General features: G+C 36.3%; 30 protein-coding genes, 4 pseudogenes and 1 riboswitch. Of the genes and pseudogenes, 8 read left to right on the top strand and 26 right to left on the bottom strand.

Translation table 11 applies throughout. The features are described from left to right. Window positions 1–80: 80 nt before the first annotated feature. From AB3I72_RS12790 to AB3I72_RS12740, 11 genes and pseudogenes are all read right to left on the bottom strand, one after another. Window positions 81–542: pseudogene (locus tag AB3I72_RS12790) on the bottom strand (zeta toxin family protein); the annotation flags it as partial. Window position 543: 1 nt separating this feature from the next. After that, window positions 544–729 carry a hypothetical protein gene (locus tag AB3I72_RS12785; protein ID WP_007209310.1) on the bottom strand — a complete coding sequence of 62 codons (186 nt, stop codon included), beginning with the start codon at window positions 727–729 and terminating at the stop codon, window positions 544–546. Between the two features lies 1 nt (window position 730). After that, window positions 731–1,015 (bottom strand): antitoxin, encoded by a 285-nt coding sequence (locus AB3I72_RS12780; RefSeq protein ID WP_070629332.1) that lies wholly within the window; start codon window positions 1,013–1,015, stop codon window positions 731–733. A gap of 16 nt (window positions 1,016–1,031) precedes the next feature. Then, complete coding sequence (locus AB3I72_RS12775; protein WP_070629334.1) at window positions 1,032–1,241, bottom strand: peptide-binding protein; 210 nt, start codon at window positions 1,239–1,241, stop codon at window positions 1,032–1,034. 76 nt (window positions 1,242–1,317) lie between these two features. Then, window positions 1,318–1,875: pseudogene (locus AB3I72_RS12770) on the bottom strand (ParA family protein); the annotation flags it as partial. Between the two features lie 360 nt (window positions 1,876–2,235). Further along, window positions 2,236–3,603 (bottom strand): sensor histidine kinase KdpD, encoded by a 1,368-nt coding sequence (locus AB3I72_RS12765; protein WP_070629336.1) that lies wholly within the window; start codon window positions 3,601–3,603, stop codon window positions 2,236–2,238. Then, window positions 3,594–4,253 carry a response regulator transcription factor gene (locus AB3I72_RS12760; RefSeq protein WP_070629337.1) on the bottom strand — a complete coding sequence of 220 codons (660 nt, stop codon included), beginning with the start codon at window positions 4,251–4,253 and terminating at the stop codon, window positions 3,594–3,596. The genes AB3I72_RS12765 and AB3I72_RS12760 overlap by 10 nt, the downstream gene beginning before the upstream one ends. 65 nt (window positions 4,254–4,318) lie before the next feature. Continuing rightward, window positions 4,319–5,059 carry a lantibiotic immunity ABC transporter MutG family permease subunit gene (locus tag AB3I72_RS12755; protein ID WP_070629340.1) on the bottom strand — a complete coding sequence of 247 codons (741 nt, stop codon included), beginning with the start codon at window positions 5,057–5,059 and terminating at the stop codon, window positions 4,319–4,321. Continuing rightward, window positions 5,059–5,799, bottom strand: a complete 741-nt coding sequence (pcfE, locus tag AB3I72_RS12750) for a lantibiotic protection ABC transporter permease PcfE (RefSeq protein WP_070629342.1) — start codon at window positions 5,797–5,799, stop codon at window positions 5,059–5,061. Before pcfE ends, AB3I72_RS12755 begins: the two co-directional genes overlap by 1 nt. A gap of 4 nt (window positions 5,800–5,803) precedes the next feature. Further along, the gene (gene pcfF, locus AB3I72_RS12745) at window positions 5,804–6,505 is read right to left on the bottom strand and encodes a lantibiotic protection ABC transporter ATP-binding protein PcfF (RefSeq protein WP_070629344.1); all 702 of its coding nucleotides are present in this window, start codon (window positions 6,503–6,505) and stop codon (window positions 5,804–5,806) included. Window positions 6,506–6,624: 119 nt separating this feature from the next. Next, window positions 6,625–7,038 carry an RNA polymerase sigma factor gene (locus AB3I72_RS12740; RefSeq protein ID WP_070629347.1) on the bottom strand — a complete coding sequence of 138 codons (414 nt, stop codon included), beginning with the start codon at window positions 7,036–7,038 and terminating at the stop codon, window positions 6,625–6,627. A gap of 295 nt (window positions 7,039–7,333) precedes the next feature. Here AB3I72_RS12740 and AB3I72_RS12735 point away from each other — a divergent pair, with 295 nt between their 5' ends. Beyond that, the gene (locus AB3I72_RS12735) at window positions 7,334–7,468 is read left to right on the top strand and encodes a hypothetical protein (protein ID WP_256277696.1); all 135 of its coding nucleotides are present in this window, start codon (window positions 7,334–7,336) and stop codon (window positions 7,466–7,468) included. Here the strand turns inward: AB3I72_RS12735 and AB3I72_RS12730 are convergent. From AB3I72_RS12730 to AB3I72_RS12720, 3 genes are read right to left on the bottom strand one after another with little or no spacing between them, the layout of a single operon-like run. Continuing rightward, complete coding sequence (locus AB3I72_RS12730) at window positions 7,460–8,152, bottom strand: topoisomerase DNA-binding C4 zinc finger domain-containing protein (RefSeq protein WP_368023979.1); 693 nt, start codon at window positions 8,150–8,152, stop codon at window positions 7,460–7,462. The genes AB3I72_RS12735 and AB3I72_RS12730 overlap by 9 nt on opposite strands. Next, the gene (locus AB3I72_RS12725) at window positions 8,152–8,769 is read right to left on the bottom strand and encodes a recombinase family protein (protein WP_368023978.1); all 618 of its coding nucleotides are present in this window, start codon (window positions 8,767–8,769) and stop codon (window positions 8,152–8,154) included. The genes AB3I72_RS12730 and AB3I72_RS12725 overlap by 1 nt, the downstream gene beginning before the upstream one ends. 51 nt (window positions 8,770–8,820) lie before the next feature. Then, a complete protein-coding gene (locus tag AB3I72_RS12720; RefSeq protein WP_368023977.1) occupies window positions 8,821–8,958 on the bottom strand; it encodes a hypothetical protein in 138 nt (45 codons plus the stop codon). Window positions 8,959–9,305: 347 nt separating this feature from the next. Between AB3I72_RS12720 and AB3I72_RS12715 the strand changes: the two genes are divergently transcribed. Next, window positions 9,306–9,986, top strand: a complete 681-nt coding sequence (locus AB3I72_RS12715) for an IS6-like element ISS1N family transposase (protein WP_002319817.1) — start codon at window positions 9,306–9,308, stop codon at window positions 9,984–9,986. Between the two features lie 163 nt (window positions 9,987–10,149). Continuing rightward, window positions 10,150–10,701: pseudogene (locus AB3I72_RS12710) on the top strand (CadD family cadmium resistance transporter); the annotation flags it as partial. Window positions 10,702–10,771: 70 nt separating this feature from the next. Here the strand turns inward: AB3I72_RS12710 and AB3I72_RS12705 are convergent. From AB3I72_RS12705 to AB3I72_RS12685, 5 genes and pseudogenes are all read right to left on the bottom strand, one after another. Continuing rightward, window positions 10,772–12,655: a cation-translocating P-type ATPase gene (locus tag AB3I72_RS12705; RefSeq protein ID WP_119364685.1), complete on the bottom strand. Its 1,884-nt coding sequence runs from the start codon at window positions 12,653–12,655 to the stop codon at window positions 10,772–10,774. Window positions 12,656–12,783: 128 nt separating this feature from the next. Then, window positions 12,784–12,892: riboswitch (NiCo riboswitch) on the bottom strand. Window positions 12,893–13,117: 225 nt separating this feature from the next. Next, window positions 13,118–13,894 (bottom strand): UPF0236 family transposase-like protein, encoded by a 777-nt coding sequence (locus tag AB3I72_RS12700; RefSeq protein WP_072219162.1) that lies wholly within the window; start codon window positions 13,892–13,894, stop codon window positions 13,118–13,120. Between the two features lie 178 nt (window positions 13,895–14,072). Beyond that, window positions 14,073–14,444 (bottom strand): DUF6339 family protein, encoded by a 372-nt coding sequence (locus AB3I72_RS12695; protein ID WP_025480449.1) that lies wholly within the window; start codon window positions 14,442–14,444, stop codon window positions 14,073–14,075. Further along, window positions 14,393–14,638, bottom strand: a pseudogene (locus AB3I72_RS12690) (DUF6339 family protein); the annotation flags it as partial. The pseudogene AB3I72_RS12690 and the gene AB3I72_RS12695, both read right to left, overlap by 52 nt. A gap of 146 nt (window positions 14,639–14,784) precedes the next feature. Further along, window positions 14,785–15,207: a cupin domain-containing protein gene (locus tag AB3I72_RS12685; protein ID WP_010731420.1), complete on the bottom strand. Its 423-nt coding sequence runs from the start codon at window positions 15,205–15,207 to the stop codon at window positions 14,785–14,787. A gap of 182 nt (window positions 15,208–15,389) precedes the next feature. Between AB3I72_RS12685 and AB3I72_RS12680 the strand changes: the two genes are divergently transcribed. From AB3I72_RS12680 to AB3I72_RS12670, 3 genes are all read left to right on the top strand, one after another. Continuing rightward, window positions 15,390–16,793, top strand: a complete 1,404-nt coding sequence (locus AB3I72_RS12680) for an MATE family efflux transporter (RefSeq protein WP_119364686.1) — start codon at window positions 15,390–15,392, stop codon at window positions 16,791–16,793. 44 nt (window positions 16,794–16,837) lie between these two features. Further along, window positions 16,838–17,293 carry a MarR family winged helix-turn-helix transcriptional regulator gene (locus AB3I72_RS12675; RefSeq protein WP_010731418.1) on the top strand — a complete coding sequence of 152 codons (456 nt, stop codon included), beginning with the start codon at window positions 16,838–16,840 and terminating at the stop codon, window positions 17,291–17,293. A gap of 331 nt (window positions 17,294–17,624) precedes the next feature. Next, on the top strand, window positions 17,625–18,494 hold the full coding sequence (locus tag AB3I72_RS12670) for a glycine betaine ABC transporter substrate-binding protein (RefSeq protein WP_003728480.1): 870 nt from the start codon (window positions 17,625–17,627) through the stop codon (window positions 18,492–18,494). A gap of 245 nt (window positions 18,495–18,739) precedes the next feature. Here the strand turns inward: AB3I72_RS12670 and AB3I72_RS12665 are convergent, their stop codons facing one another. After that, a complete protein-coding gene (locus tag AB3I72_RS12665; protein ID WP_003728481.1) occupies window positions 18,740–20,104 on the bottom strand; it encodes an FAD-dependent oxidoreductase in 1,365 nt (454 codons plus the stop codon). Between the two features lie 191 nt (window positions 20,105–20,295). Between AB3I72_RS12665 and AB3I72_RS12660 the strand changes: the two genes are divergently transcribed. Next, entirely contained in the window at window positions 20,296–20,976 is a 681-nt protein-coding gene (locus AB3I72_RS12660) for an IS6 family transposase (protein ID WP_368023976.1), read from the top strand. A gap of 192 nt (window positions 20,977–21,168) precedes the next feature. On the opposite strand, the gene fetB is transcribed toward AB3I72_RS12660, so the two are convergent. The 4 genes from fetB to AB3I72_RS12640 all read right to left on the bottom strand — a co-directional run bounded on the left by fetB (window position 21,169) and on the right by AB3I72_RS12640 (window position 24,001). After that, window positions 21,169–21,933 carry an iron export ABC transporter permease subunit FetB gene (gene fetB / locus AB3I72_RS12655; protein ID WP_002318452.1) on the bottom strand — a complete coding sequence of 255 codons (765 nt, stop codon included), beginning with the start codon at window positions 21,931–21,933 and terminating at the stop codon, window positions 21,169–21,171. After that, window positions 21,930–22,583: an ATP-binding cassette domain-containing protein gene (locus AB3I72_RS12650; protein ID WP_002307505.1), complete on the bottom strand. Its 654-nt coding sequence runs from the start codon at window positions 22,581–22,583 to the stop codon at window positions 21,930–21,932. The genes fetB and AB3I72_RS12650 overlap by 4 nt, the downstream gene beginning before the upstream one ends. An 83-nt stretch (window positions 22,584–22,666) precedes the next feature. Further along, window positions 22,667–23,089 carry a cupin domain-containing protein gene (locus AB3I72_RS12645; RefSeq protein WP_002307506.1) on the bottom strand — a complete coding sequence of 141 codons (423 nt, stop codon included), beginning with the start codon at window positions 23,087–23,089 and terminating at the stop codon, window positions 22,667–22,669. 723 nt (window positions 23,090–23,812) lie between these two features. Next, window positions 23,813–24,001, bottom strand: a complete 189-nt coding sequence (locus tag AB3I72_RS12640; RefSeq protein ID WP_002311028.1) for a hypothetical protein — start codon at window positions 23,999–24,001, stop codon at window positions 23,813–23,815. Between the two features lie 11 nt (window positions 24,002–24,012). Here AB3I72_RS12640 and AB3I72_RS12635 point away from each other — a divergent pair, with 11 nt between their 5' ends. After that, window positions 24,013–24,330 (top strand): hypothetical protein, encoded by a 318-nt coding sequence (locus AB3I72_RS12635; RefSeq protein ID WP_368023975.1) that lies wholly within the window; start codon window positions 24,013–24,015, stop codon window positions 24,328–24,330. A 359-nt stretch (window positions 24,331–24,689) separates the two neighbouring features. Here the strand turns inward: AB3I72_RS12635 and AB3I72_RS12630 are convergent, their stop codons facing one another. Together AB3I72_RS12630 and AB3I72_RS12625 are read right to left on the bottom strand one after the other, a co-directional pair. Further along, window positions 24,690–24,977 (bottom strand): PrgN protein, encoded by a 288-nt coding sequence (locus AB3I72_RS12630; RefSeq protein ID WP_012481689.1) that lies wholly within the window; start codon window positions 24,975–24,977, stop codon window positions 24,690–24,692. A 137-nt stretch (window positions 24,978–25,114) separates the two neighbouring features. Continuing rightward, on the bottom strand, window positions 25,115–26,614 hold the full coding sequence (locus AB3I72_RS12625) for a primase C-terminal domain-containing protein (protein WP_368023974.1): 1,500 nt from the start codon (window positions 26,612–26,614) through the stop codon (window positions 25,115–25,117). Window positions 26,615–26,870: the final 256 nt, after the last annotated feature.

Raw genomic sequence — 26,870 nt, 5'->3', positions numbered from 1 at the left:
TTTTTTGTATTATTTAAAACGATCTTTTCCCCTTGACGTTCATAAATTGGAACAAAAATTTTCGTATTATCGTATAGCATAACATTATCACAAAGAGGGGCTATATATTCTAGATTCTTTAATGACTGACTATACCGCTTTTTTATGAGTTCATCAGGTATGCCATGACCGCCCTTTTCAACCCTTTGTTTGACACGTTGTATTGCCAAATCAGCATTGTCTATCCCAACATAAAATAAATTTACCTCATAACCCTGTGCCTTGGCTTTTTCAATCCATTTTTTCTGTCCTTGTCCAGATAATGTGGTTTCTTGGTGAAAAGACCTTTTAGATTCAATTGCTTGATTCATTTGTTTTACAACTTCACGCATAGCCTTCATATTATCTGAGTTTTTTCGCCAGTCACCACCATTTTTAATTAGAATTTCATCAGCATTAATTCGTTGTGTATCTTGAAAGAGTTGCGGTACTGTTTGATAAAGTGTTGATTTCCCTGCTCCATTGACGCCCGCAACAATAATATATTGTGGTCTATCCTTCATATTAAATCACAAAATCTTTCTGCTTGATAATTAGTTTTTGCTTTTGTTGCAATTGATAAGTAAATAATTCCTTATAAAACTCAAATTCTTCTTGTGTTTCAGCCAACTCATACGCTTTTTTTAGTTCCATAATGTCCATTTTTGACACAGTGTGATAGATTTCTTTTAATTCCTCTTGAGTTGTCATATTAGATCACTCCTTTTAGAAAAGGCGCCATTTCAACAATTTTTTTTGAATAGCTATTCATTGACCGCCAATACTCATGAATAGCTTGTAATTCTTCAAATGGTTGTTGAAATAAATCAACTTCTTGTGCCACTTCTAATTGATTTAAAAGGTTCACTTCTAGTAAACGAGTATTTTTAGTATCTAGTTCATGATTCAAAACATAATTTAATACCCGATTATAAACACTTGCCGATAACTCATTAATGATTTCAATTTCAAATGTTTTTTCATACGTAACTGCCATTTCATGTTCACTCCTTTTAAAGTTTGTCAGGTAAATATTTCCGTATATATTCTTCTAAGGCTTGATCCATAACTTTTTTTACGTTTCCGCCATTCTTTGCTGTTTCTATTTTTATGATATGGTGCAAGTCAGCACGAACACGAACCGTCTTATCCCCCATTATATCTTTTTTTGCGCTGATTGGCGTATCATTTCGTTTGGCTTTCTGTGCGCCTAAATTTCCCACGATCTCTCACTTCTTTCTATTTCTTCTTATTCTTATTATATCATCAACAATCACAAATCACAAGTGATTTGTGATTCTATTCTTTTTCGTTTTCTAATTGAATAATTCGCTCAAGCATTTCAAAAAATACGTTCTCATACATGGATAAAACTTTTTTGTCATAGCCTTTGTGTTCTGTAATTCCGTTTTTAGACCAGGTACTTACTTTATTACTTCGCTTGATAATATTTTGGAAAACCAAGTTATCTTCTTTATGTTGCTTGTACAGTTCTTCCAGGTTTGATTTTATCGTTGCGCTGTCCGTATCAACTAAATAAGGAACAAAACCGATCATATCTAGTCCAGGGTTAAGTTGTTCTTGTAAATCAATCAAATAGGAAATATAGTTTTGAATGTTGTTTGTACTTTCTTCTTCTGCTTGTAAAGGGATCATAACGTAATCACTTGCCACGATTGCATTATTTGTATAAACGCTTGGCGTTGGTACGGTATCAATAATAATGAGATCATAGTCACTTTTTAAAGGTTCCAACAGAGTAGCTAGTAATTTACTTTCATTTTCAAACGTCCATGAGCGAGTTAATTTTGGCAGTAACATCAAATCAAACGTGCCAGGGATCAAGTCTAAATTATCAGTCCTTCATAAAAATTGATACGTGGTATCCTTTATGTATTCCTATTTATCGCTCTTTTTCTTTTATCCTTGGCACTTACCAGTATTCATTTAAACCAATTTCTTAGCAGAAAAGTCTTGGCGTAGGTCATAATTCTGCACAAATGGATAACGTCCCACCTTGGTCTATTCAGTTGTCAAAGATCAATTAGCTTTCTGCTATGTAGGATTCTTTGCTTAATAACGGAATAGATTTTCTCTTCTACCTCAAAAGCAAAAAGGATAAATTTTCCCCTACACTTTAATAGTGAAAATTTATCCTTCTTGGTAACTAGATTTATGAAATTTTTAAAAATTATATATGAAAAGTAATTGCTGTAATTATAGCAATGGTAATTCTAGCTTTACTCTTGCACTAGGTTTATCTAAATTGTTTTCTAATATAATGCGTCCATTATGTAATAACATTATTTTCGAAGAATTATATAAGCCTAATCCATAGTTTGTAGCCGAGTGTCTACTCTTATCTCCACGGTAAAATTGCTCAGTTCCTCGTATCAAATCCTCATTTGAAAATCCTGGTCCCTCATCTATCACAGATATTGAAAGTGTCTTATCTGTAGTCATTATTAGTAAATCAATGTTAGATTTATCTGGTGAATATTGAATAGCATTACTAAATATATTTTGAATGACTCTTTCAAATAATTTCATATCTATCATTATATCTCCATCTTCACAATTGATGAATTTAGATATGCTACGGTTATGAATTAATGTAATCTCTCTCGCTATCGTACTAACTCTTTCGATAATCTCTGACACCTTTACTTTTTTTAAATTCAACCCGTCTAATTTATTTGACTTATTCATCTCCATCAGAGCTTTTGTATAATCTGATATACGTTGTGAATTTTTTATAATGTATGATACATATTCTTTTTGTTCATTAGTTAATTCTGTTTCCTTTAACAATTCAGCATTACCTTGGACAATAGAAACAGGAGTTTTTAAATCATGTGTTAATGCTGATATCTGACTTCTCTTATTCTCCTCTTGAATCCAATTTTCTCTTAATGAATCACTTAAAGCTATTTTCATTTTATCAAGGCTATTTAAGACATCATTAAATTCTCTGATATTTGAACTTCCTATATCAAAATCTAATTCTTGATTTGCAATTTTGTCTGATACCTCTAGCATTGGTGATAATTGCCTTGTTATTCGTTTTGCCCAAATTAGAGTTGCCACAAATGCACTAATGAAGCAGAAAATTATTAATAAAAATGATAATAGTAAATTTATGCTAGGGAAATGTTTTTCCATCCAATCATTATTATAATGTGGTTCTACTGAGTAATTGATTACCACATAGCCATCACTCCTCTTAAATTCTATAAATGAAGAAGATGGAGTTGAAATTCCCTTACGATTATGAAAATTCTTAGCTTTCAACTGAATCGTGGCATCCATGTTAGTTTTAATCATCTCACCATTTGGTGATAAAAACATATATCTTGCTCCATTAGGGATCAAAGCTTCATTAAACTCTTTTGCATTTGAAATTTCTTGCTTTCTTTTGAGTATTAAATTTTCTGTATGATCAGCAGGGATAATTAATCCAACATTATAAAAGGCAGTAAAGGTTAAGATAGCTAAAATAATAGCACACGCCAAACCAATACCAACCGTAATTAAATATTTTAGAAATACTATTTTAAGTGACTGACCTTTTCTAATTAATCCCATTTATAACCAATCCCCCAGACTGTAGCAATTGGATTTTCACCGAATTTTTGAAACTTTGCTCTTATATTTTTGACATGTTCTGAGATGGCGGAAGAATCACCAATTCCATCAAATCCAAAAATCATTTCATATATCTGTTCTCTTGAAAATACTTGTCCTTTTCTCTTTGCTAAAAGTTCCGAAATTTGATACTCAGACTTTGTCAGATGAACTTCTTCTTCCTTCACAAATACTTGATTTGATGATAAATCAAATTTTATATTTCCAAGGTTTAAACTCGAATGTTTTTCTCTTTGTTCTCTTCTCAGATGAGCTTCTACCCTTGCTAACAATTCACCAACACCAAATGGTTTAGTAATATAGTCGTCTCCTCCACTTAATAAACCATCAACTATATCAGATTCCATTGTTTTTGCAGTTAAAAAGATAATTGGACAGTCCACTTTACTACGGATTTTTTTACAATAGCTAATTCCATCAACCTCTGGCATCATTACATCAAGCAATATTAAATCATATTTTCCCAAACTATTTTCATCAATATCTGCAGTAGTTTGGTAAATATCAACAATATAATCCTCTTTTATTAAAATATTCTTGATTAGAATAAGCATATCTATTTCATCATCTATTGCAAGAATTTTTGCCATACCAAACCACCTCCAAATTTATAAATAATTTATTATTATACTATATACCTTTTACATTAGAGCCATTATTCACTAATTGGCTTTCCATCCCACCTATTAAACCATAATAATGAACCAATAAAAATGACTACTGTAATTGGTAATGCTACATACGCCCACATGGCAAGCTCTTTAATTAAATATAAACTACCAGTTAACTTGCTTCCGACAATATATGTTGCAGATAATCTCGATGACCAAGTACAAGGTAAAAAATACCAGATATTTTCACCTAAATTGGTTATTGAAAGTAAGGCAATCAACGTTTCCACAAATCCCAATCCAATAGATGCACCACCACCTAACATAATTGATACCCATAAGTGAATCATATATGTAGATAAACATCCTATAAAAACTAATAATAATTCAATTAGCCAAGCCATAGTACCTTGATTACCAAATAGCATTGCAAATATAAAAACTGCTAAACTTATAGAAAATAGGAAACTCAGTAAGAGCATTATAAGTTTTCCGCCATAAGCCTTGCTTCTGGATTTTGTAGTTGATAGAATCGCTTGAAATCGTCCAGCACTTGCTTCCATGTCAACAACCTTAGATGTGATAGCACCAAATATTATTGGTAAGATAGCTCCTAAAAGCACAAAATAATTCTGTATGATATCCATATCAAAAAAATTTTTTAGACCTGTAAATGTTGCTGCCCCATAGAACAATAGGGCATATAAAACAGGTAAGATAAAGTGAGCCCACGGAATCCATGTATGCTTCAATTTATAAAACTCTGATTTTAATATATTCATCATTACTTCACCTCTTGCTTAGAAAACCATTTTGCAGTAATGAAAGTCAATAATGTAAACAAACATATTGACAAAATACAAGGAACAAGTAAGGATGTGTTTAAAATCAATGGATTTGATACTTCTGTTGGCACACCGCTCGGTAAAATACGCATAACGGGTACCATCAATCTAATCCCCCAAGAATAAGGGCAATAAATCCACATAGAACCGTCAGCTAACAAAATTCCTGCCACCAAACCTAATACAGCATTTACTACAATGCTTGCTATAAACCCAAACTTTTTAGCCAGGAAAAGACAAAATGGAACTTGCCATATGTTAGTTATAACCAATAATACACTTGCAAATAATAATGTCGTGAATGCATAGTTTCCTGTTAATTGTTCTCCAAGGAAAAATTGAAAAACAAATACTCCTAGCATATGCAAAATAGCAGTTATACTTAGATAAATTGAAGCTGTTAATATTTTTGATATCCATATCTTTTTTAAATCAATATTGAGTGGAAGAATTGCTCGGTATTTTAATTTTCTCTCTTCTTTTCTATGCATCATTGCAGGTATTAAAGCGAAAGTTGCCGGCATTAAAATCACATACCACCAATTGTATGCGTTTATGCTAAAATATGATGGCATTAATACGAATGCATTTAGTAAAGCTATAATCGGGGCAATGAGTAATATCTTCAACAAAAAGCTATGTTTGTGTTTCAAATTTTCTGCAAAAATATAATTTTTCATTAAGCTACACCCTCTTTCCATTCTTTACAACATTCATAAAAAGTTCTTCTAAATTTTCATTATGATTAATTGTGTTTTGATATTTTAATTCTCCATCATGAATAATTCCTATATGATCAGCAGTTTGTTCCACTTCTGCTAAAATATGACTAGACAGAATTACTGTTATTCCTTTTTTTGGAAAGCTTCGTATTAAATCTCGTAATTCTTGTATTCCTAATGGATCTAATCCGTTTGTCGGTTCATCTAGTATCAATAGTTTAGGATTATTTAATAAAGCAATTGCAATACCTAATCTTTGTTTCATCCCCAAAGAAAATTGACCGCTTTTCTTTTTTCCGGTATTTTTTAAATCTACAATTTCTAAAACTTCATCAATTCTTGCTTCAGGCAATCCAAGTAATAATGTTCTAACTTTAAGATTTTCTCTTGCGCTTAAATTTTCGTATAAGGGTGGCATCTCGATTAAAGCACCAATATCTGATAAATCATTTCTACTCCATTCATGTCCTTCAAACATAATTTCACCTGACGTCTTGTGTAACATACCTGTAATCATCTTTAATGTCGTAGATTTACCTGCACCATTAGGTCCTAGTAATCCATATACTGAATTTTCCTCGATTTTTAATGACACATTATTTACAGCTTTTTGTTTTCCAAAAACCTTTGTTAGCTCATTTGTTTCCAAAATATATTTACTCATATTTTGTTCCTCCTTTTTCTTCTGATAACAGTATAAAAAACAAGCTTAAGGATTCTATAAGGAAAAATATTTTTCAGAAATAAGCAGGCAAATTCCAATCTGTCTGCTTATTTTCAATACTATTTAAGGTCCTTCAGCAATTCTCTTAACTTGTCCAATATCTTATTTCTTCTCTTTATGAGGGCTGGATGAGATATTTTTTTAGTTTCAGCTACTGACCGAATGGTTTCATCATTGAAATAAAGTCTATCAATGATTTCTCTTTCTTCATCATTTAATTTTGATAGTGCATCTCGTACTGCCTCTATCATCATTTGCGTCTGAACAATCTTATCTACATCAAATCCCTCGTCAACGATGCTATCTTCAAAATATCCATCATGGTCAAAAGAAGAAAATAAAAGCAGATGATTTTTTCGATCTATCTGCTTCAAGTAATTCTCATGATTTTTCTCTTGCCAATAGATTTTATAGATCTCCTCGCTAACTTTGATCTTCTTTCCGTTTACAAACAAGAAATATTCTTTATTCATTTTTTGTCCTCCTTTTCGTTTCAAAATCTTGTTTGAAAACAAAAAAGGAGGACTACGGCATGATGGCACACCGAGTCCTCGCAAATGAACAAAAACAGTCCTACTATTTAATTTATTAAGTTTGGAATTAGGTAAAGGATAAATGCAATAAGGAAAATTTTCCGCACAAAAAATGGTGAATTCCTTTTTATTAAATCGTGCGTAACCAATCCCATGAAATCATCCTCTGATGTTAGGATGATTTCATGGACACGATTTGGTAGAATCTAACTACTAAGAAAAGGACGTGTCCAAGATGGCAAAAGCCAAGAAAAAATTTGATGAAGACTTTAAGAAGATAATCTTAGATTTAAACCAGTCTGGCCAATCGGTCGAGGAACTGGCTGAGCAATATGGTATCGCTACACAAACGATTTTATGCTTATTTTGAAAAAGAGATAAAATCAATATATCCCTTTTCTCCGATTTTTACAACGGCATTGTAGGGCTTTTTCTCTTTGTTTTTGATTCCTTTTACCAGAGTTTCTTTTCCCTCCAGTAATTCTTTTACATTCGTTTTGGTGAGTTTTTTCTTTCTAAAATGTTCAGCTAAAGTAAACTTACATTCAGGATAATTTGAACAACCATAAAACGATTTTTTTAACACAATATTGTTGCCACACTTAGGACATTTTCCTACAATACTTTTTTCAGCTTCTTTTTCTTTCTGTACCTGGTAATCAGCAAAACTTAATTTCTCTATATCGGTAGGTACAGCTTCCAATAAATGAACGATAAACTTCTTGATATTATCTGTTGCGACAATGATTGTATTTGCTTGTTTTAAAAGTTTGGCAACGATCTTAAACTGTTTGCCCTTGTCTTTTGCAACTTCAAAATCGTATCGATCAGGAAAAATCGGTAAAGATTCAAGTTTCCAATTTTGCCACTTTTCGTCATAATGACCTGGTTCTGCTAATTCCACTAAATGCCCAAAACCAAAGGTGATAAACGTTTCATCTGTAAATAGTGGGTCTTTGATCTCAAAATATCCGTCTTTCTTATCACTCTGATTAAATGCCTGGGCATAGGCTAACGCCTGGCTTGGTTTTTCAGCTAAAATAACTGTACTCATTAACTATCCCTCTTTCCCTTGTTTTTTCTTTGATCGACTGTCACGTTATATCTTGTACGATACCTTCTAAACGTTCGGCGATTAATTCCAGTTTGTTCCTCAACTTCTTTATCGGAACAACCGTTCAAAAATAAATCAAAAGCATGTTTTAAACGTGGATCATTTTCTTTAAATTTATGCTGACGACCTTTGAATTTTCCTTTTGACTTAGCTATTTCAATCCCTTGGGCTTGCCGTTCTTTAATACGTTTACGTTCAGATTCAGCTTGATACTTATATAATTCAATCACTAGATTATTAATCAAACGCCGTAAATTTTCATCTTCAATCCCATTCATTGAGGGTAAATTTAAGACTTCCAAGGTTGCCCCCTTAATTTGAATTTGATTCATCAATTCTGTTAATTCTTTATTATTTCGTCCTAATCGATCTAATTCAGTAACAACAACAATATCCCCTTCACGAATATAGTTAAGCATAGCTTGTAATTGTGGACGTTCGACCGATTGACCGCTTAATTTGTCTGAAAAGACCTTAGAAACGCCCTGTAACGCTTGTAATTGCCGATCTAAGTTCTGTTCTTTGCTACTAACACGAGCATACCCTATTTTAGTCATGTTAAAAAACAGCTCCCTTGTTAAAAAAAATAAATTGGAAGTGAGTTCTATTTAATCACTTTGACTAGCAAATACTAACAATAAGACACACACACCAAAAATCAAAAATTCACTACTTTTAGTTAAAAACCATGTAAACACAAGAGCCAACCCAATCCATGTAATCGGGTTCTTCAAATATTTTTCCAAGATTTCCCTCCTTTAATATGCCCAACTTAAATGACCTACTATATAAAGCTATTATACTGATAAATGAGTTATAGGACAAATAAGTATACTCTATTGGCCATTAAAAATAAGCAAATTAAAATTCTAAACCTAATACATGTTCTAGAGATTCAAGCTCTCTTTCATTTAATGTACTTAGTTTTTGATAAATATGATCTGGTTTAAATTCATATAAATATTTTTCGCCGTCTTTAGAAATGCTTTTTATTTTAGGGATAATTTGAACTACTTTTTTGGTTCTGTTGCAAAGTTTTCCAAAAAATCTATTTTAGTGTAAAATTGAGAAAAAAGACAGAGAGGACAGAGTAATGAATCATTTTAAAGGCAAACAATTCAAAAAAGACGTCATTATTGTCGCTGTTGGTTACTACCTGCGTTACAATCTAAGCTATCGTGAAGTTCAGGAATTGTTATATGATCGTGGAATAAATGTTTGTCATACTACGATTTATCGTTGGGTGCAAGAGTACAGCAAAGTCCTCTATTATCTTTGGAAGAAGAAAAATAGACAATCCTTCTATTCATGGAAAATGGACGAAACCTATATCAAAATTAAGGGACGTTGGCATTATCTTTATCGTGCAATTGATGCGGACGGCTTAACCTTAGATATCTGGTTACGAAAGAAACGGGATACGCAAGCAGCCTATGCTTTCTTAAAACGACTCCATAAACAGTTTGGTGAGCCGAAAGCAATTGTGACCGATAAAGCACCTTCTCTTGGCTCCGCCTTTAGAAAGTTACAGAGTGTGGGTTTATATACTAAGACAGAGCACCGAACTGTGAAGTATCTTAACAATTTAATAGAACAAGACCATCGACCTATTAAACGACGAAATAAATTTTATCAAAGTCTCCGTACAGCCTCTTCCACGATTAAGGGCATGGAGACCATTCGAGGAATATATAAAAAGAACCGAAGAAATGGAACGCTCTTCGGCTTTTCGGTGTCTACTGAAATCAAGGTATTAATGGGAATAACAGCCTAAGATATTTGGAGTTCAGAGAGGGCGCGTTTGATTTTCAAACTTCGCAACAGAACCGCAGAAAGGGGTTCTTTTTTCATCACTTAACGGGTGAAGATGAAAAAGTAATTGTAAGCTGCCGTGAGGCAGTTTCACATGGTTTTAATTAAAAGTATGAATTATTCAGGTACTTATTATATTTTCGCAGAATCATACAAAAAAAGGCATCGTTCATATCTATGGAGGACAGTATCTGGGGACAAGCTTTCTCGTTGCCGTCAGTCTCTTCGCTGCTTATGTCCTGAATCTCATTCCTCAAGACTGGATCATTGGGCTCTTGGGACTGATACCTCTATACTTAGGTATCCAAGTCGCCCTTTACGGTGAAGAGGAAGAAGAAGAGGAGGAAGTCGTCGAAAAAATCAGTTCCGGCGGATCGAGTCGCTTGTTCTGGACCGTGACTCTCATCACTGTCGCGTCGGGCGCTGACAACTTGGGTATCTATATCCCTTACTTTACCTCACTTGATCCGATCGACATCATTTTTGCCATACTCGTCTTTGCCGTTTCCGTAGCCATACTTTGCTATATCAGCTTCCGCCTGGCTAAGTTCTCCTTCATCTCAGAAACCTTGGAGAAATACGAGCGAGTCATTGTTCCTATCGTTTTCATTGGTCTGGGTATCTACATTTTGCTAGAAAACGGTACGATACAGACACTCTTTTCAATGCTCAGCTAAATATGAACACTAGAAAGCCCCCAAGTCTGTTTGATCAGTCTCAGGGGCTTTCTTTCATAAAATGTTCAGTTTAAACCTTTACAGACTTTAAAGATGGATCCGAGACTCTCTCTTCTTGCTTCAGACCTTTAGATCCAAGTAGACGGAGACCATTAAGAATAACGAGTATTGTTGACCCTTCATGGAATAATACCGCTAGTGGAAGTTCTAATACGCCAAAGAGGTTCAAGACGATCAAGGTCACGATCACGCTGATCGAGAAAATCACATTCTGCAAAATGATTTTGTTCAGTTTCTTACTCAACTTGTAACTGTAGAACAGTTTCGACAAGTCATTTTTAACGACAACGACATCGGATGATTCCACCGCCACAGAGGAACCGCTGCCCATCGCGATCCCGATATCTGCATTTGCCAGAGCTGGCGCATCATTGATCCCGTCACCGATCATGCCGACCACTTCTTCCTTATCCTGACTCTCCCTGACATAGGCGATCTTGTCTTCCGGCAACATGGACGCTTTATAGTCATCGACACCGACGACCTCTGCTACCGTCTCTGTCACTTCTTCGTTATCACCCGTTAATAACGTGACTTTAATGCCTTCTTTCTGGAAGTTAGCCACGGCATCTGCCGACTGTCTGCGAATCTGGTCACTGAGTGAAAAGTAACCAACGACCTCCTCTTCTTTTGCTGCGAGAATGATCGTGTTGCCTTTTTGGAAGTACTGCTTGAAGCGATCGTAGTTTTTGAATGTACTGAAGGCTGAAGGTTTTCCCACCCTTACTGTGCCTTTCTTGATACCGGAACCGGCTATTTCACTAACAGGTTCATTATGATCGACTGAACTCAGATCCGTCTCTTTAAACGCCGTCACGATAGCTCGAGCGATCGGATGACTCGACTGCTGTTCCATATAGATCACTTCTTTCAATACATCATCGGGAGCACTGTATTCATCGACCTTGAATTCACCATAAGTCAGCGTGCCTGTCTTGTCTGTGTATAAGATATCCATCGTGCTCAAAGCTTCCATTGCAGCCCCCCCTTTGAATAAAATCCCGTTTTTTGCTCCATTACTGATCGCACTCAACGTTGCTGGCGTGGCCGAAGCGACTAAGGCACAGGGACTGGCGACTGTTAGAAAGACCATACCGCGATAAAAGGCTTCTTCGAATGGCAGATCCATCAATGCATACATCACAACGATGAAAATCGGCACGATAACTAGTACAGAAATAACATACTTGCTCTCTATCCGGTCAATGAATTTAGAGATGCGTGAAGGACGGCTCTGCGCTTCTTCGACCATCCGAATGATATTGGAGAAGACTGTTTCATCGCTGGATTTGGTTACATCGATATAAAAAACGTCGCCTTCATTGATCGTTCCTGCGAACACTTCATCTTCGGCCTCTTTCACGACAGGAACCGATTCGCCAGTGAGAGCTGATTCATTGACGATCGATTTGCGGTCAATGATTCCGTCGATCGGGATCTTTTCCCCTTTAGAAACGACGACCCTTTCCCCTACATTCAGGTCTTCAGTAGGAACGGTTACCACTTCACCATTTTCTTTCAAGACTTGAGCTGTTTCAGGTACCTGAGCCATCAATTCCGAGATCGCTGAGGTCGATTTGTTGTTCGCATAATCTTCTAGTACTTCAGCTGCGGCAAAAATTAGTAGTAAGGCTGCTCCTTCTGATTCAAAATCAATGATCACAGCACCAAGTGCAGCGAGGATCATAAGTAGATCCACGTTGGGCGACTTGTCGCGCACTGTTTCTACGATCGCATTTTTGGACGCATAAAAGCCTAAGAAAAATATAGCAGCATAGAAAAGCCAGCGACTGTACTCACTATTCATCGTTCCAAATATAAAGCCAGCTGCGGCAAACAAAATACCGATAGCTAAAAACTGGCCCTGCCTACTCTTTATTAAATAACTGATCATGTTATTCCCTTCTTTCATCATTATTTTTATTCTATCACATATCACAGACAACTGGCTTAAAGAGCGGTCTCCCTTCTTTTCCACTTATTTTTCTGTATTAAAAAAGGGCATACCCGTAGAACAGAATTAACTGTCCCACAGATATGCCCTTAGAATACATAGTCTGCTGCCGCAAATAATTGCAGCCCGGCTGCATGAACCTCGTGTTACGTTCACCGCCTGTTCAGATCACAATGATTAGCTCAAACGCCCCTAATCAAAGCTTTCATATTAAGTTGTCGTCTTTTACCAACTTGTCTTGTGAAGTTAGTTTCATAATAGCACATCAAATTTAATCGGTCAAGCCTTTACTTACATTTGTATGCATCAAGTTTTCCTCGGTAACCTTTATTCTAAATGACCCTTAAAATAAATGCGGTTTTTTGTTTCTATTCATTTAACTAAATGAAAGGGCTAGTTGGCCTATAAAGCTGCTTTTCGGACCATAATTGACGATAGAACCCGTTTGGATTGTTTGGCCGTAGAATCTATTTTCTTTAACGCTTGACGGACAGCTCCTTTAATCTCTTCACCTAGTGATTCGACTTTATCTGTTATTTCAGCTGTTAAAGCTGTCTGTAAAAGCCCATTTTTCTCTGCAGTGAGAATTGCCACAACGTGGCTAGCTCCTTTTTTTGTCCAGCTTCGGCCTTGTCTCTTCATGCGATATGTATACAGACGATGACCCGTCTCTCCAGCCCCTGTGCCTCTATCAATCGATAATTCACGCTTCTTAAACGGTTTGATATAAACCCAGTTCCGAGATAAGTAATTTTTGAGCTTTCTAATCTGTTCCAATCGATCTTCTATAATGACTTCGGGAAGATCAATCAGACGACTTTCAATGGTGGCACAAAGTGTTTCAATTCTATCCCAATCATATTGATAGATAGCTTTCTCCACCTGCTTGGCCATTGGCTTATCAAAGGATAAACGTTCTTTTATCTTTTTGTGCACATGAAATAAGTCTCTAAAATGCTCGTGCTGCTTACTATAACCATCCATGGATTCAAATTTATCTGCTTCATAGCCACTGCCGCCATCACTGTTCGTAACCACAATGGTATCTTTTAAATTGTATACCTGATTTAAATAATGCGCGGCTTGCTTAAAGGCATCCTGACTAGATTCTACACTGGAAAAAACCATAGGGTTAATCAGTGTATGCCGCTTTTTCTCCCTATTCACGCCTTCATGTATAACGATTCTATGAATAACCGGAGATTAAAATAACAAGTACATATAAATTACAATATGTTAGACCTGAATAATTCATAGCTTAAATTATAGAGGTATGAATTATTCAGGATAATTATTCAGGATAATTATTTCCAGCCTAATATATAATCAGATTAATAGAATACCCTCTAAAATGATTTCATTTTAGAGGGTATTTATTATGCTTTTTGAAGAACTTGGATATCTTGGTCAGTGACACTATTTTTTCCTTTAACAACTCAATTGTAATCTCTTCAACCTCTTCAAAAGAAAGTATTTCTAAGATTCTGACACCTCCCATTAAATTAAAATACATTATTGAAGTTCGAAATTGCTCTCTATGGTAAGGAATTAAATCAGCATCATATAGTTTCTTTATTCCAGAAATAATTCCAAGCCGAATGTTTTTATTGTTTGTCATTACGCTAGAAAAGAAACTAATCATCTTCCCAAATATATCTTTTTTCCCAAAAAACTCCATTAACTCATAAGGATTTTCGCGACTATCATCCGTTGTATAATATCTAACCACCACAGACGAGATAAAATATGAACGATTAATGATCTCGGTTCTCCTTGTGTGAACAGCGTACCACTCTTTATACTTTTAATCTTTTTTATTTCAATTTCGGAAATTAATCTGTAGAATAGGAAATCTTGATGCACTGTATTTATAAGTGTAAACCAAATAGTCTCTTGAGAGGCTTCAACAGTATTCAAATGTTTTAAGTTATGAAACCATTTAAAAAATAGACGGAATAAAAAATGGCTCCATACCGTTTCTTAGCTTCCCTCCTTTATCAAAAAAAACTGCACCCATCTAGAGTAACCAGACGGGTGCAAGGTTTGTCGTTTCTTCCTTTTAATTTACTTTAGTGTTCATTCGGATCATTTTCTGCGTCTTCATGGGTTGGGTGAACCGTTCCTTCCACATGATCTGGACCAGCATAAATAGTATACAATTTGAGCGGTTTATCTCCTGTGTTTTCTATATTATGCCACATATCCGCCGGCACAAATACTGCATCATCATCTGTGACTTTCTCTTGCACGTTTAAATTGTCTTCAGAAGGCCCCATTTTGCACAAGCCTTCTCCTTCTTCAATACGGATGAATTGGTCAATACCTTCGTGCACCTCCAAACCGATATCGTCACCCGGTTGAATGGACATCACGGTTACCTGTAATTTTTTTCCTGTCCAAATCGTTGTACGATAATTGTCATTACCTGTAGTTGCATCCTCAATATTAATTACATAAGGTTTCTTTCCATGGTCTTTGTAATCTATTTCCATATTAATTCCTCCTGTATATATATTAGATACATATGTTGTGTACGTATCTTGTGTATATAGATTATCTTGTTAAAGGGTAATTGTCAACCGTTATACTTTTTTTAATGATTGACATTAACAAAATACATATATAGTATATGTATATAGTATATGTATTTACAATATAGAAACGGAGTTTGAATATGGATAATATAAATAAAGGGAATACAGAGTTAGGAACAGAAAAAATCTCTCGATTGATTATCAAATATGCGATACCTTCTGTTGTGGGGTTGCTGACTAATGCGATTTACGCAGTTGAAGACAAAATATTTATCGGCAACTCGCCAGAAATCGGAGCAGAAGGACTGGCAGCTATAACAGTAGCTTTTCCCGTCACGAATATTATGACGGCTGTGGCGACTCTTCTCGGAGTTGGGGGCGCAATTCTCTTTTCAAGAGAACAAGGAAAAGAAGGTTCCAATAAAACAGCTGGCGAAGTACTAGGAACGACAATCAGTTCGTTGATCTTTGCTGGTATTCTCACAACAGTATTTGGTCTTTTGTTCCTGACGCCATTATTGAAAGTGTTTGGTGCTGGACTTGATGTATTACCTTATGCCAAACCGTATATGGCAATCTTATTGATTGGATCTAGCTTCAATTACCTAAGTTTAGGACTGAATGGTTTTGTAGTAGCGGATGGAAAACCGAAACTTGCTATGTACACCTCTATCATTGGTTCTGTCGGGAATATCATTTTAGACTATGTATTGATTGTTCAATTGAATGCAGGTCTGATTGGTGCTGGCTTAACAAATGTCATAGGCCAGGCATTCGTCACCATGGTGTATTTTGCTTACTTTATAAGCAAAAAGTCAAAAACCCGTCTGATTCTTAAAAATATGCGCATTCGGCTCGACTATATAAAAAATATTGTTAAATTTGGATTTTCTTCTTCCATTATTTATGTGTTAAATGCCTTTACTGGAATGGTCATGAATCAAGCGTTTATTAATTATGGAGATGATTTGGCACTCTCAGGTTATGGAATCGTCAACTCGGTCCAATACTTGTTGATTCTGCCTCTATATGGAATTGTTCAAGGAGTACAACCAATTTTTGCTTATAATATGGGAGCAGAGCTGTGGTCTAGAGTAAAAGATGCCTTAAAAATTGCCCTTTCATGGAGTTTATTTATTGGTGTTCTTGTTTTTGCAGCTACACGCCTCTGGCCTGAAAGTTTAGTAGCAGTGTTTACAGATAGTCAAGAGTTAAGAGACGTGGCGGCCTATATGATGGCTATTTGGATGATCGGAGTTCCTGTAATAGGTATTCAAACCGTTGGTGCTTCTTTTTATCAAACGCTGGGACAACCAATAAAAGCAACTCTTCTGTCTTCTACGCGTCAGTTCATCGTTCTTGTTCCTATGTTGTTTGTGCTGCCACAGTTTTTTGGATTCAATGGTGTCTTGTCTGCCATGCCCATTACGGACTACATCTCTTCCTCTATTACACTTATCTTTTTGGTGCTTTCTTATAGACGGTTGAATGAAAGACAAGAAGAAAAAACAGTAGTAAAGCTAAAAAGTCAAAACACAAGATAGATATGTGATATATTTATAGTGGATAATGATATGGAGGAACCGCTATGGAAGAGAAAGCGTTTGATGAGTTGATGGATAGTCTGTACGTTGCCAAAGAAATCACTAATATATTTCCAAAAATACCAGAGGGAATAAAATGGAGCTATTTGTATGTGTTATATGCCATACATGAACTTGGAGAAGAAGCCAGAATCACAGATATTTCAAAAAAAATGTTGATTTCTTCACCTAATATCACAGCTCTCGTCAATGAAATGGAGAAAAAAAGATTCGTCATTCGAGAACGCTCGAAAACAGATAAACGAGTTTCTTACATTACAAGTACAAACGAGGGTAAAGAATTATTGGACAAGTATTATTTCCAATATAAAAAAGAAGTAGCTCATTCCATTAACATCTCTGAAGACGATCTTATGACTACAATCCATACTCTTAATCAGTTGAAAAAGTATTTTGTAACTGCAGCAGATAAAATAGACAAGGATAATTATCTGACTTGAATTCGTAACAGCAAAAAACGAATGCCCATATGGGTTATTACTAACCATAGAACCTCTCCTGAGTCATAAAGTCAAGAGAGGTTCTATGGTTTTTAGTTATTTCTTTATATATTTTTTATTCAAAAAATAATAGTGTAGAATAGCGCTTAAAAGAAGGACAAAATATAGTGAATACCAATAATCTTTTTTTATAGCATTTTAAAAGTCCCAAAACTGTTAACTTATGGATACGATTTTTTATGGCTTAAATTGTCAAATTAAGTGCAACACAGTTTTATAAAAGATTTCATAAGGTGTTTTCCAATTCAAACATTTTTTGGGACGTGTAAAAATGTTTAAGAAAATGAGTTTATTAGTAGCAACAGTTATAGGGCTATTATTTACCTTTGGCAGTGAAGATTCGTATAAAACGACTGTAGGTGCTGATTCTGGTGGCCAAACAGTGACTCTAGCAACTGTGAATTGGGAGTCTGAAATAGCTTCAACAAATGTCCTGGCACAGGTGCTAAAAGAAGCAGGGTTCAACGTACAAATTACAACAGTAGACCCGGCCATCATGTTTAGTTCGGTTGCAGAAGGGCAGTTGGATGCTATGGTCGGCGGTTGGGTGCCTACAACGCACCAGGCCTATGCAGAGAAATATGGTGACTCGATGGTTGATTTAGGGGCTAACCTAGAAGGTGCTATTTCAGCATTAACTGTTCCAACATATATGGAAGATATCAATTCGATTACCGACCTCACGGATGAAAATGATTCAACTATTACAGCAATTGAACCAGGGGCAGGTGTTACCAACAGTGCCCAAAATGCTGTTAAGGAGTATGACAATCTATCCGATTGGGAGGTTTCTGTGAGTTCAACAGGTGCTATGATTGCTGAATTAGATCAGGCTATCAATAATGAAGAGGATATAGTTGTGGTTGGTTGGAAGCCGCATTGGATGTTCATGGATTATGATCTTAAGATGCTTGACGATCCAGAAAATGTCTTTGGTGGCTACGAGGAAATTCATTCATACGCAAGAGAAGGGCTAAAGGAAGATAATCCAGAAGCCTATAAGATTATTGATAACTTCTACTGGGAAGTTGAAGATATGTCTTCTGTTATGGAAGAATTAGCGACAGATGTAGAACCAGAAGAAGCAGCAGATAATTGGATTGAAGCCAATCGTGAAACAGTTGATGGTTGGTTAGAGTAAAAATTAGAGGTGTGACAAAAGTCGCTAAGACTCGGCGCGCTGGAGCAAAAGCCGAACAAGTACTGCTAAGTAATTGGCGTATTTTGGGAAGTGTTGGAAGAGTTTGACCTTTGGAACCGGATATCGTGAGCTACATAATAGAAGAAAAAGACAGGCGAGTAGATTAAATGAGAGTCTACCGCCTGTCTTTTATTTGTTATAAAGAATGTTATATATCTGTAGTGAAAAAGTGGCTTTCGTTTGGATTAGAAAAGCATTGTGTCTGCGCCGTATGGTTGACCTTGAGCTTCTTGCGCTAAGACATTTAAGAAGTTCCAAGGACGGCTGAATTCTGGTTGGAAGAAGAAATCAGCTTGCGCTAATTGGTCTACAGTCCATTCAGCTTCAATCGCAACAGATACAGCATTAATAGCTTGAAGAATGTCATAAGTTGACATTAATTGAGCACCTAATATACGACCGTTATCTGCATCGTAATGAAGCTTCATTAAAACTTTTTCTTCGTCATGCATAAATGAAGGACGGATTAAGTCTTCTTTGTAAACAGATTTCACATTTCCTTGGTAAGAGTTTGCGTTAGCATCCTTGATACCAGTAGTAGCGAATTTGTAGTCAAATACAGCAAGACCTGATGTACCGTTTACGCGACCAATTTTAGCGTCTGCATCACCACTTGCGTGACGAGCCATGATGACACCTTGGCGACGAGCGTTAGTTGCTAAAGCAATGTAAGCTTTGTCGTTTGTAGGTGCAAAAGGAATAGCAGTTGCATCACCTGCAGCGTAAACATCTTTAACTGAAGTTTCCATGTGTTCGTTGACTTCAACAAAGCCGCGACCATCAAGGGTTAAAGTGTCTTTCAACCATTGTGTGTTTGGACGAACCCCAACACTGATAATAACTGTATCTGCTTCGTAAGTGCCTTTGTCAGTGACAACAGCAGTTACTTCGTTGTTTTCGTTGACTTTAAATTCTTTCACACCTTCGCCAGTTTTAATCTTCATACCTTTTTCTTCCATATGTTTTGTTAGAAGACTAGTGAATTCACTGTCAAGGTAAGTTGGTAAGATTGAATCAACAAAGTCGACTACTGTTACGTCGATGCCAGCTTGTGCGTAAGCAATTGCTGCTTCGATACCGATGTAACCAGCACCAACAACTACAGCTTTTTTAGCTGAAGACATACGATTTTTCACTTTATCTGCCCAGTTTCTACCACGTAAGTAGAAGATGTTTTCGTGTTGGTCATCTACATTCGGGATTGTACCTGGTACACCACCTGGAGAAAGCAATAGTTTGTCGTAACTTTCTGTAGCTTCCACACCGTCAGTAGTGCGTGTTGTAATTTCTTTTGTCTCTGGGTTGATGGCAATCACACTTGTGTTCATGCGGATATCAACGCCTTGTTCTTTATATGATGCTTCATTTGCGTAGTGTAATTCATCCAAAGATTTTGAAATGTCTTCTAGATAGGACTGAATACCACATGATAAGAAAGAAGCGGTTGATCCAGCTTCAAATACAACGATTTCTGCATCTGAGTCTTTTTTCAATAGAGTTTGCACAGCTTCAAAACCAGCATGCGAAGTTCCTACTATAACGTATTTCATTCGTATTACCTCCAAAGGTCAATGTTTATCGTAAATAGAATTTATTTACCCAACTAAGTATACACTTCTTTGTCTTAAATTATCAAATTAAGTGCAACACAGTTTTATAAAAGATTTGGTTCTGTTGCAAATTTTTAAATCTACTGTCAAATAAGATAGAATAATAGAAAAAGATAGCAGGAGGAATGACGATGAATCATTTTAAAGGAAAGCAATTTCAGCAGGATGTGATTATTGTAGCCGTGGGCTACTATCTTCGTTATAACCTTAGCTATCGTGAAGTTCAAGAAATCTTATATGATCGTGGCATTAACGTTTCTCATACGACGATTTATCGTTGGGTGCAAGAATATGGCAAACTACTCTATCAAATTTGGAAGAAGAAAAATAGACAATCCTTCTATTCATGGAAAATGGACGAAACCTATATCAAAATTAAGGGACGTTGGCATTATCTTTATCGTGCAATTGATGCGGACGGCTTAACCTTAGATATCTGGTTACGAAAGAAACGGGATACGCAAGCAGCCTATGCTTTCTTAAAACGACTCCATAAACAGTTTGGTGAGCCGAAAGCAATTGTGACCGATAAAGCACCTTCTCTTGGCTCCGCCTTTAGAAAGTTACAGAGTGTGGGTTTATATACTAAGACAGAGCACCGAACTGTGAAGTATCTTAACAATTTAATAGAACAAGACCATCAACCTATTAAACGACGAAATAAATTTTATCAAAGTCTCCGTACAGCCTCTTCCACGATTAAGGGCATGGAAGCCATCCGAGGATTATATAAGAAAACCCGAAAAGAAGGCACTCTCTTCGGGTTTTCGGTCTGTACTGAAATCAAGGTATTATTGGGAATCCCAGCTTAAATCATAGATACCGTAAGGGATTTTATTCTTTATTTAAAACTTTGCAACAGAACCGTCGTTCCAAAGATTCGATGACAAAAATATCCTTCTTCCTTAAAAAATGAAGTTCTTTTTGCAATTATTCTCGTGAGGTCTTCTTTTAACTACGTAAAATTGTAACCACTGGTTTTAAGAGTAGTGTATCATCCCAAATCATATAATTAATTGACTGCGATTGTTATAAAACTCACGGTAAGCCATATAACTAGCAATAAATGAAGAAATCGCAGTAACTGAAATCAACATAAACATCACAACAATTTGGTAACGAATCGCTTGAACAGGATCAATTCCCGCAAAAATCAACCCTGACATCATACCTGGTAGGCTGACAAGTCCAACCGTTTTTGTTCGGTCAATAGAAGGAGCCATGCCCGTTTTGACGCTTTCTCTTACAATACTCATGGACGCTTGTTTTTTATTGGCTCCCAATGCCAATTTTTCCAATACCTGTTGGCGTTGGTCCGTAAATTTTGAATTCAAAGACCGATAGGTCACTCCAATCGCAGTCATGGCGTTGCTGGCAATCATGCCTGTAATTGGAACGATTTGGGAAGGGGACCAGTCAATGACTCCTGAAAAAACAAGAATGAGTAAGGACAAGGCTGTTCCTACTCCAATAGCCGTCGTTGAAATTTTAAAAGAGCGGTTGATCCCCTCACTGCGTGTATGGGCGTTATAAGAAGCGTTGAACACAATGAACAAAACCATCGCTAAAGTGAGAAAGTTGTTATCCACTCGTAATACGTAGCTCAATACATATCCAATAAGGAATAATTGAACGACAGCGCGAATTCCCGCAATAAAAATGTCGTTTCCTAATCCCAATTTCTCTTTGTAATCAATCAACAAGGCAACTATCAAGAGGACAGAGGATAAAAGCAAAGAAAGATTACTGATTTCCAAATTGTTTGTCATTTCGATTCCTCCATTTTTCCACCTTTGATAGTAATCAGACGAGAAGCTTGGTCGATTTCTTCCTGGTTGTGAGTGACGGCCAACACCGTAGTTTGTTGGTCTTTCATCATGTCTCGGACTAAATCAAGGACAATCGCTCTGTTTTCTTGGTCCAATGAACTGGTAACTTCATCCAGGAGCAACACTTTCGGTTGATACATCAAATTTCGGACCAATGCAACCCGTTGTTTTTCCCCTCCTGATAGTTCCTTGACCTCTTTCGATAAGTAAGTTTCAGGTATTTGAACTCGTTCTAACAATTTTTTTGCACGTTCCCGATCAAATCCTTCTTCTCTTATGCGGGCAGGAAAAGACAAGTTCTCTTGAACTGTCTCATCGAATAGAGAAGCGTTTTGAAAGAAATAAGAGACTTCTTTTCTATACTCCACAGGATCGATTTTTTGCAGATCCGTACCTCGATAATAAATTTTTCCGGAAGTTGGGGAAAGCAGCGTACCAATTAATTTCAAAAGGGTACTTTTTCCACTTCCAGAAGGACCAGAAAAAACAATCACTTCCCCTTTGTTTACTGTAAAAGAGATATCTTGAAGGATTTGGTTTCCGTTTGCCTGAAAACCAACCTTCTCTAATTGAAACAATGAATCACTCATACCACTTCTCTCCTTTATAAAAAAGCCCTGCACCAGTGGACCATCCATACGGGTGCAGGGCTTTTGTTTCATCCTAGTGTACCTCAGTGTTCGTTTGGATCGTTTTTGGCGTCTTCATGAGTAGGGTGAACCGTTCCTTCAAGGTGATCTGGACCAGCATAAATGGTATACAGTCTGAGCGGCTTATCACCGGTGTTTTCGATGTTGTGCCACATGTCCGCCGGAACAAATACGGCGTCATCATCCATCACTTTTTGTTGAACATGTAAGTTATCTTTAGAAGGCCCCATTTTACACACGCCTTCTCCTTCTTCAATACGGATAAATTGGTCAATGCCTTCGTGCACTTCCAAACCGATGTCATCGCCCGGTTGAATGGACATTACGGTGACTTGCAATTTACTGCCTGTCCAAATGGTCGTCCGGTAATTATCATTTCCTGTGGTGGCGTCTTCAATATTAATGATATACGGCTTCTTCCCATGATCCTTGTAGTCTATTTCCATCTTCCATTCCTCCTAGTCTTTGTACTGAAACAATGATACCTACTTCTTATTTATAATAATTCTAATTAATGATACCACATCTAAAATTCTATGCAAAAAAATTAGCTTTTTGGAGAGCGATTCTAAACAAAGACCATATAACGCGCAATTACAATTGGTACCCCTTAATCCTCAGCACATAAAGGAAAAAATATGGAATCAAAAAATAACCGATATGTACTCTGGTTATGACTTGGATCAGGGAGAATTTCAGAGACGACACATCATACTTTTTTAGTTTGCACTTGTAAAATAACTAGCGTACATTAAGTTTATGCTCACTATCAAGCGTTGTCAATCCTTTAGACTCTTATCAATTTCGAAAGAAAGTAGCAAGGTTATTGATTGTGACTGTAAAAGTGGGGTGTTCCTATAAGCACATTAAACTATCTTCTCTAATTTATCATGCTATTTAAATTCTGTTTTTTCATGAGAATTTTTGTCCAAAACTTGTTAAAATGATTTTAAAAAATACTTACATACACAATCCCCAAAAGACACTAATGTCATTTCAGTCAAAAAAGATACCGCAGAAAATTTCCACCTGAGATTCAATACGATATTACTCTCTTGACAGCCAGCTTAATTCCTTAGTTGAATAGATTATTAAAGTGCACAAAAAAACAATGCGGCGTTTGTTATATTTTCTGGTATAAGCGACGGTGCTATAAACTTTTTTGCAGATTAAAAATCATATGAATTTAACTCCAGTAATAAGAGTTTAAGTGCCAATGCATGCATGATTCTTTCAATTTCCGTTTTATGAGTAGACAGAGCGATTCCTTCATTGCATTGGAAAATGAGTTTGTTTCTCGTAATATGTATGCTCTCATTTTTGGTTGCATAGTATTCTCTCCATTCGTCTTCATACATAAGAACGCCTAATGGACTTAGGGTACTTTGAAGAATCAACACTCATATTGGAAAAACTAGCTTTCGTAGTAGACCATGTGGACTCTATCGAATTAAAAATGTGGGCACAATACCTAACAAACGTACTAAATATTTACATGGATGATCAACTTAATGAAAAACAGAATCGATTAAATAAATTAAATCAAATCGTAACAAATTGGCACAATTTATTGCCATCCAGTCATTTGGTAGAAGGTCTACACGGCGCTTTCCAACGTTTATCTGACAGAAACGTTGATCGTCCAAACAACATTCATATTCCACCTGTATACATTTTAAAGCCATAGGAAAAAGCCTAGTATCTATTGCTAGGCTCTTTTGTATACCTCTACACATTCATTTCCTTCTTCCAGCATTCATAAGACTCAACAGTTGCACTTTTTTTCATTCTCCTACAAATTCCACTAAACAACGACCACTTATAGTCATCCAAAATAGCAGTACCTACTCCCCCTAATCCTAAGAAAAACAGTAAAAGTAAAGACAAAAATAGCATCATATTCGTCCATAACGATAAAAGAACCAATAAAAGAGAAACTAATCAGGCCGTAATAAAAGAAAGAATCAGAATACCATAATAGATTTTCAAAATAACAGCCCATTCTTTGATCCTATTAAGCTCAGCTATTTCCTCCTCCGTCATCAATCAATCCACCTGTTCTTTCTTCTTTTTTGGATCAATACTCTTTAAAAACCTCTCCTCCAATACCAATAAATGACGATAAACATCATCCATCGACCAGCCTGAAGAAAGACTAAGACAATACAAAAAATCACAAGGCAACGTCTTTACGGTACGGTTTCTTGTTACCCAGCTTGCTACTGTACTCTGCTTATAGCCATGCAACTCACAAAATTGCTCTACTGTCATACCTAACCGCGAAATAATAAATACATTGATCGGGTAGGGATATACAAAGGTATTGATACTCATAGTCAGAAAGACCTCCCACCACATTATTACGTTTGCGATAATAGTACTACTCTTTCTTAAGACCAGCAAGCAAGGCGAAGAAAAAAGAAGGAACGTATCATAGATATAATGTAATAGGCAATTTGCACCTTTTAATTTCAACCAGTATCAATCATGAACAGATCTGTTTGCACGCCGATCTTATTTGGTTCTATCAAGCGTTTCAGTGCTGTCTGGATAAACGTGTATTCTCTTCCAAAAGCTTCTGAGATCGCAGCGAAATAAGCCCCCTGGCTTTCTTTTTTTAGCCGGATAACAGAGCGCATCAATCCATGTATCGAAGCTAGCATAATACCTCCTTTACGACCAGCACGAACACGAAAATGAATTTTGTTCTCTTCTCTCAACTGCTTCAGCACTTTGTCCAGGGAACGTTTTGGGATCTTTAAACGTTCAGTTAACTCTTTTTTTGTAGAAATAATGTATGGTTGTTCTTCATAGGATTGCTCATTCAAATAGGACAGTAGATCTTCTGCCCATTCATAACTATGTGAATACTTGCGAACAGCTCTTTCTTTCTTGAATTTCCACCAACCCCGTTTTTTGTTGAATAGCTGCTCTTCAGAAAGATTGGCATCGACCCACTCTTGGCATAATAGGACAATTTTTTCTCTGTGCGCTGCTTGATATTTTCCAGAGTAAGCGGATCGAATGATTCTGGTTAATTCTCGATCAGATAAAGGGTTAGCCAAGCGGTCATTGAATTCTAACATCGTCAATTCACATGCTTCTACTTCGTATCCTGACGAAAAGTATGCCAAAGACAAGGTGAATATGACATTATTTCGACCATATACGCCCTTTTCACCTTGTATTTTTTGACTTTTTAGCAACAGCTGGAACCAAGGTTCATCAACTTGACGAAATTCTTGAGTAGATGGCAATACAAAAACGTTCTTGATCTCCGCTTTTTTGTCCGCATCTTCTCTCATTGACCAGTCGATCCATTCTTCGAAACTATAACGATACTGTGGTTCAAAGAATAAAACATTCTCTTCAGAAGGCATTCGTGTGATCCCAAAGTGATTGGCATTTACATCAACAGGAAACCGATAATCATTTGAAAATTTGTTTCTTAGATTTTTTGAGATCATTTTGGCCACATTGATCACTTTAAAATTTGATTTCTTCGTCACGTATGCAGGCTTGTCTAGTACATAGAAAGCTTGAAATCCATGCGGTGTACGTAGAATCATTGTCGGCATAAAGCCGATCTCGTGACTGGCCAAGATAATTTCTCCATAGTCAAAGTTTGGATCCAATGTGTCAAAATCAACAAAGAAAGTATTGATTTGACGCAAATTGTCCTCAGAATGACCTTTTGTAAACATTCTGGCTTCATCAGCATACGTTCCATAGCGAAATACATTTGGTGTCCAATGAGTGAATCGATTATTGTTTTCGATCACCCCTTCTTCTGAAGTGATCACTAGTCCAATCCCCTCGATCATGTGTTCCTTTGAACGGTACGCAAAAATAGCCCCCTTCCCCGACTGATCACTAAAAGAGACCGGTTTTAGGTGGCTGTTTTTATATTTAAACTTACGGATACCATTTTGTAAGATTGCTGAATAAACTACGTCTAAAGTAGCTGCCATTGCTGCTTATCCTTTCTAAACAAAAAGAGAACACAAATAATCTTTCGATTTGTGCTCTCTCAATGGCCTAAAAAGTCAAAAATTCATTAAACTACATAACAAAATAAGCGTATATATATTGAGTTGCTCGTCTAAAAATGGTAAGATAAGTCTACAAGTTCAGATTGCAGTCTGAACAGATTATCCAATTACATAAGTGGTCTCCAGCCGCTTACATAATCCCTGAGACGAGCGAGAACACATAGTTTTGTATGTG

The organism is Enterococcus sp. GC34, assembly GCF_040886645.1.
GTDB lineage: Bacteria > Bacillota > Bacilli > Lactobacillales > Enterococcaceae > Enterococcus > Enterococcus faecalis.
This window is presented reverse-complemented; position numbering and strand designations above follow the sequence as displayed.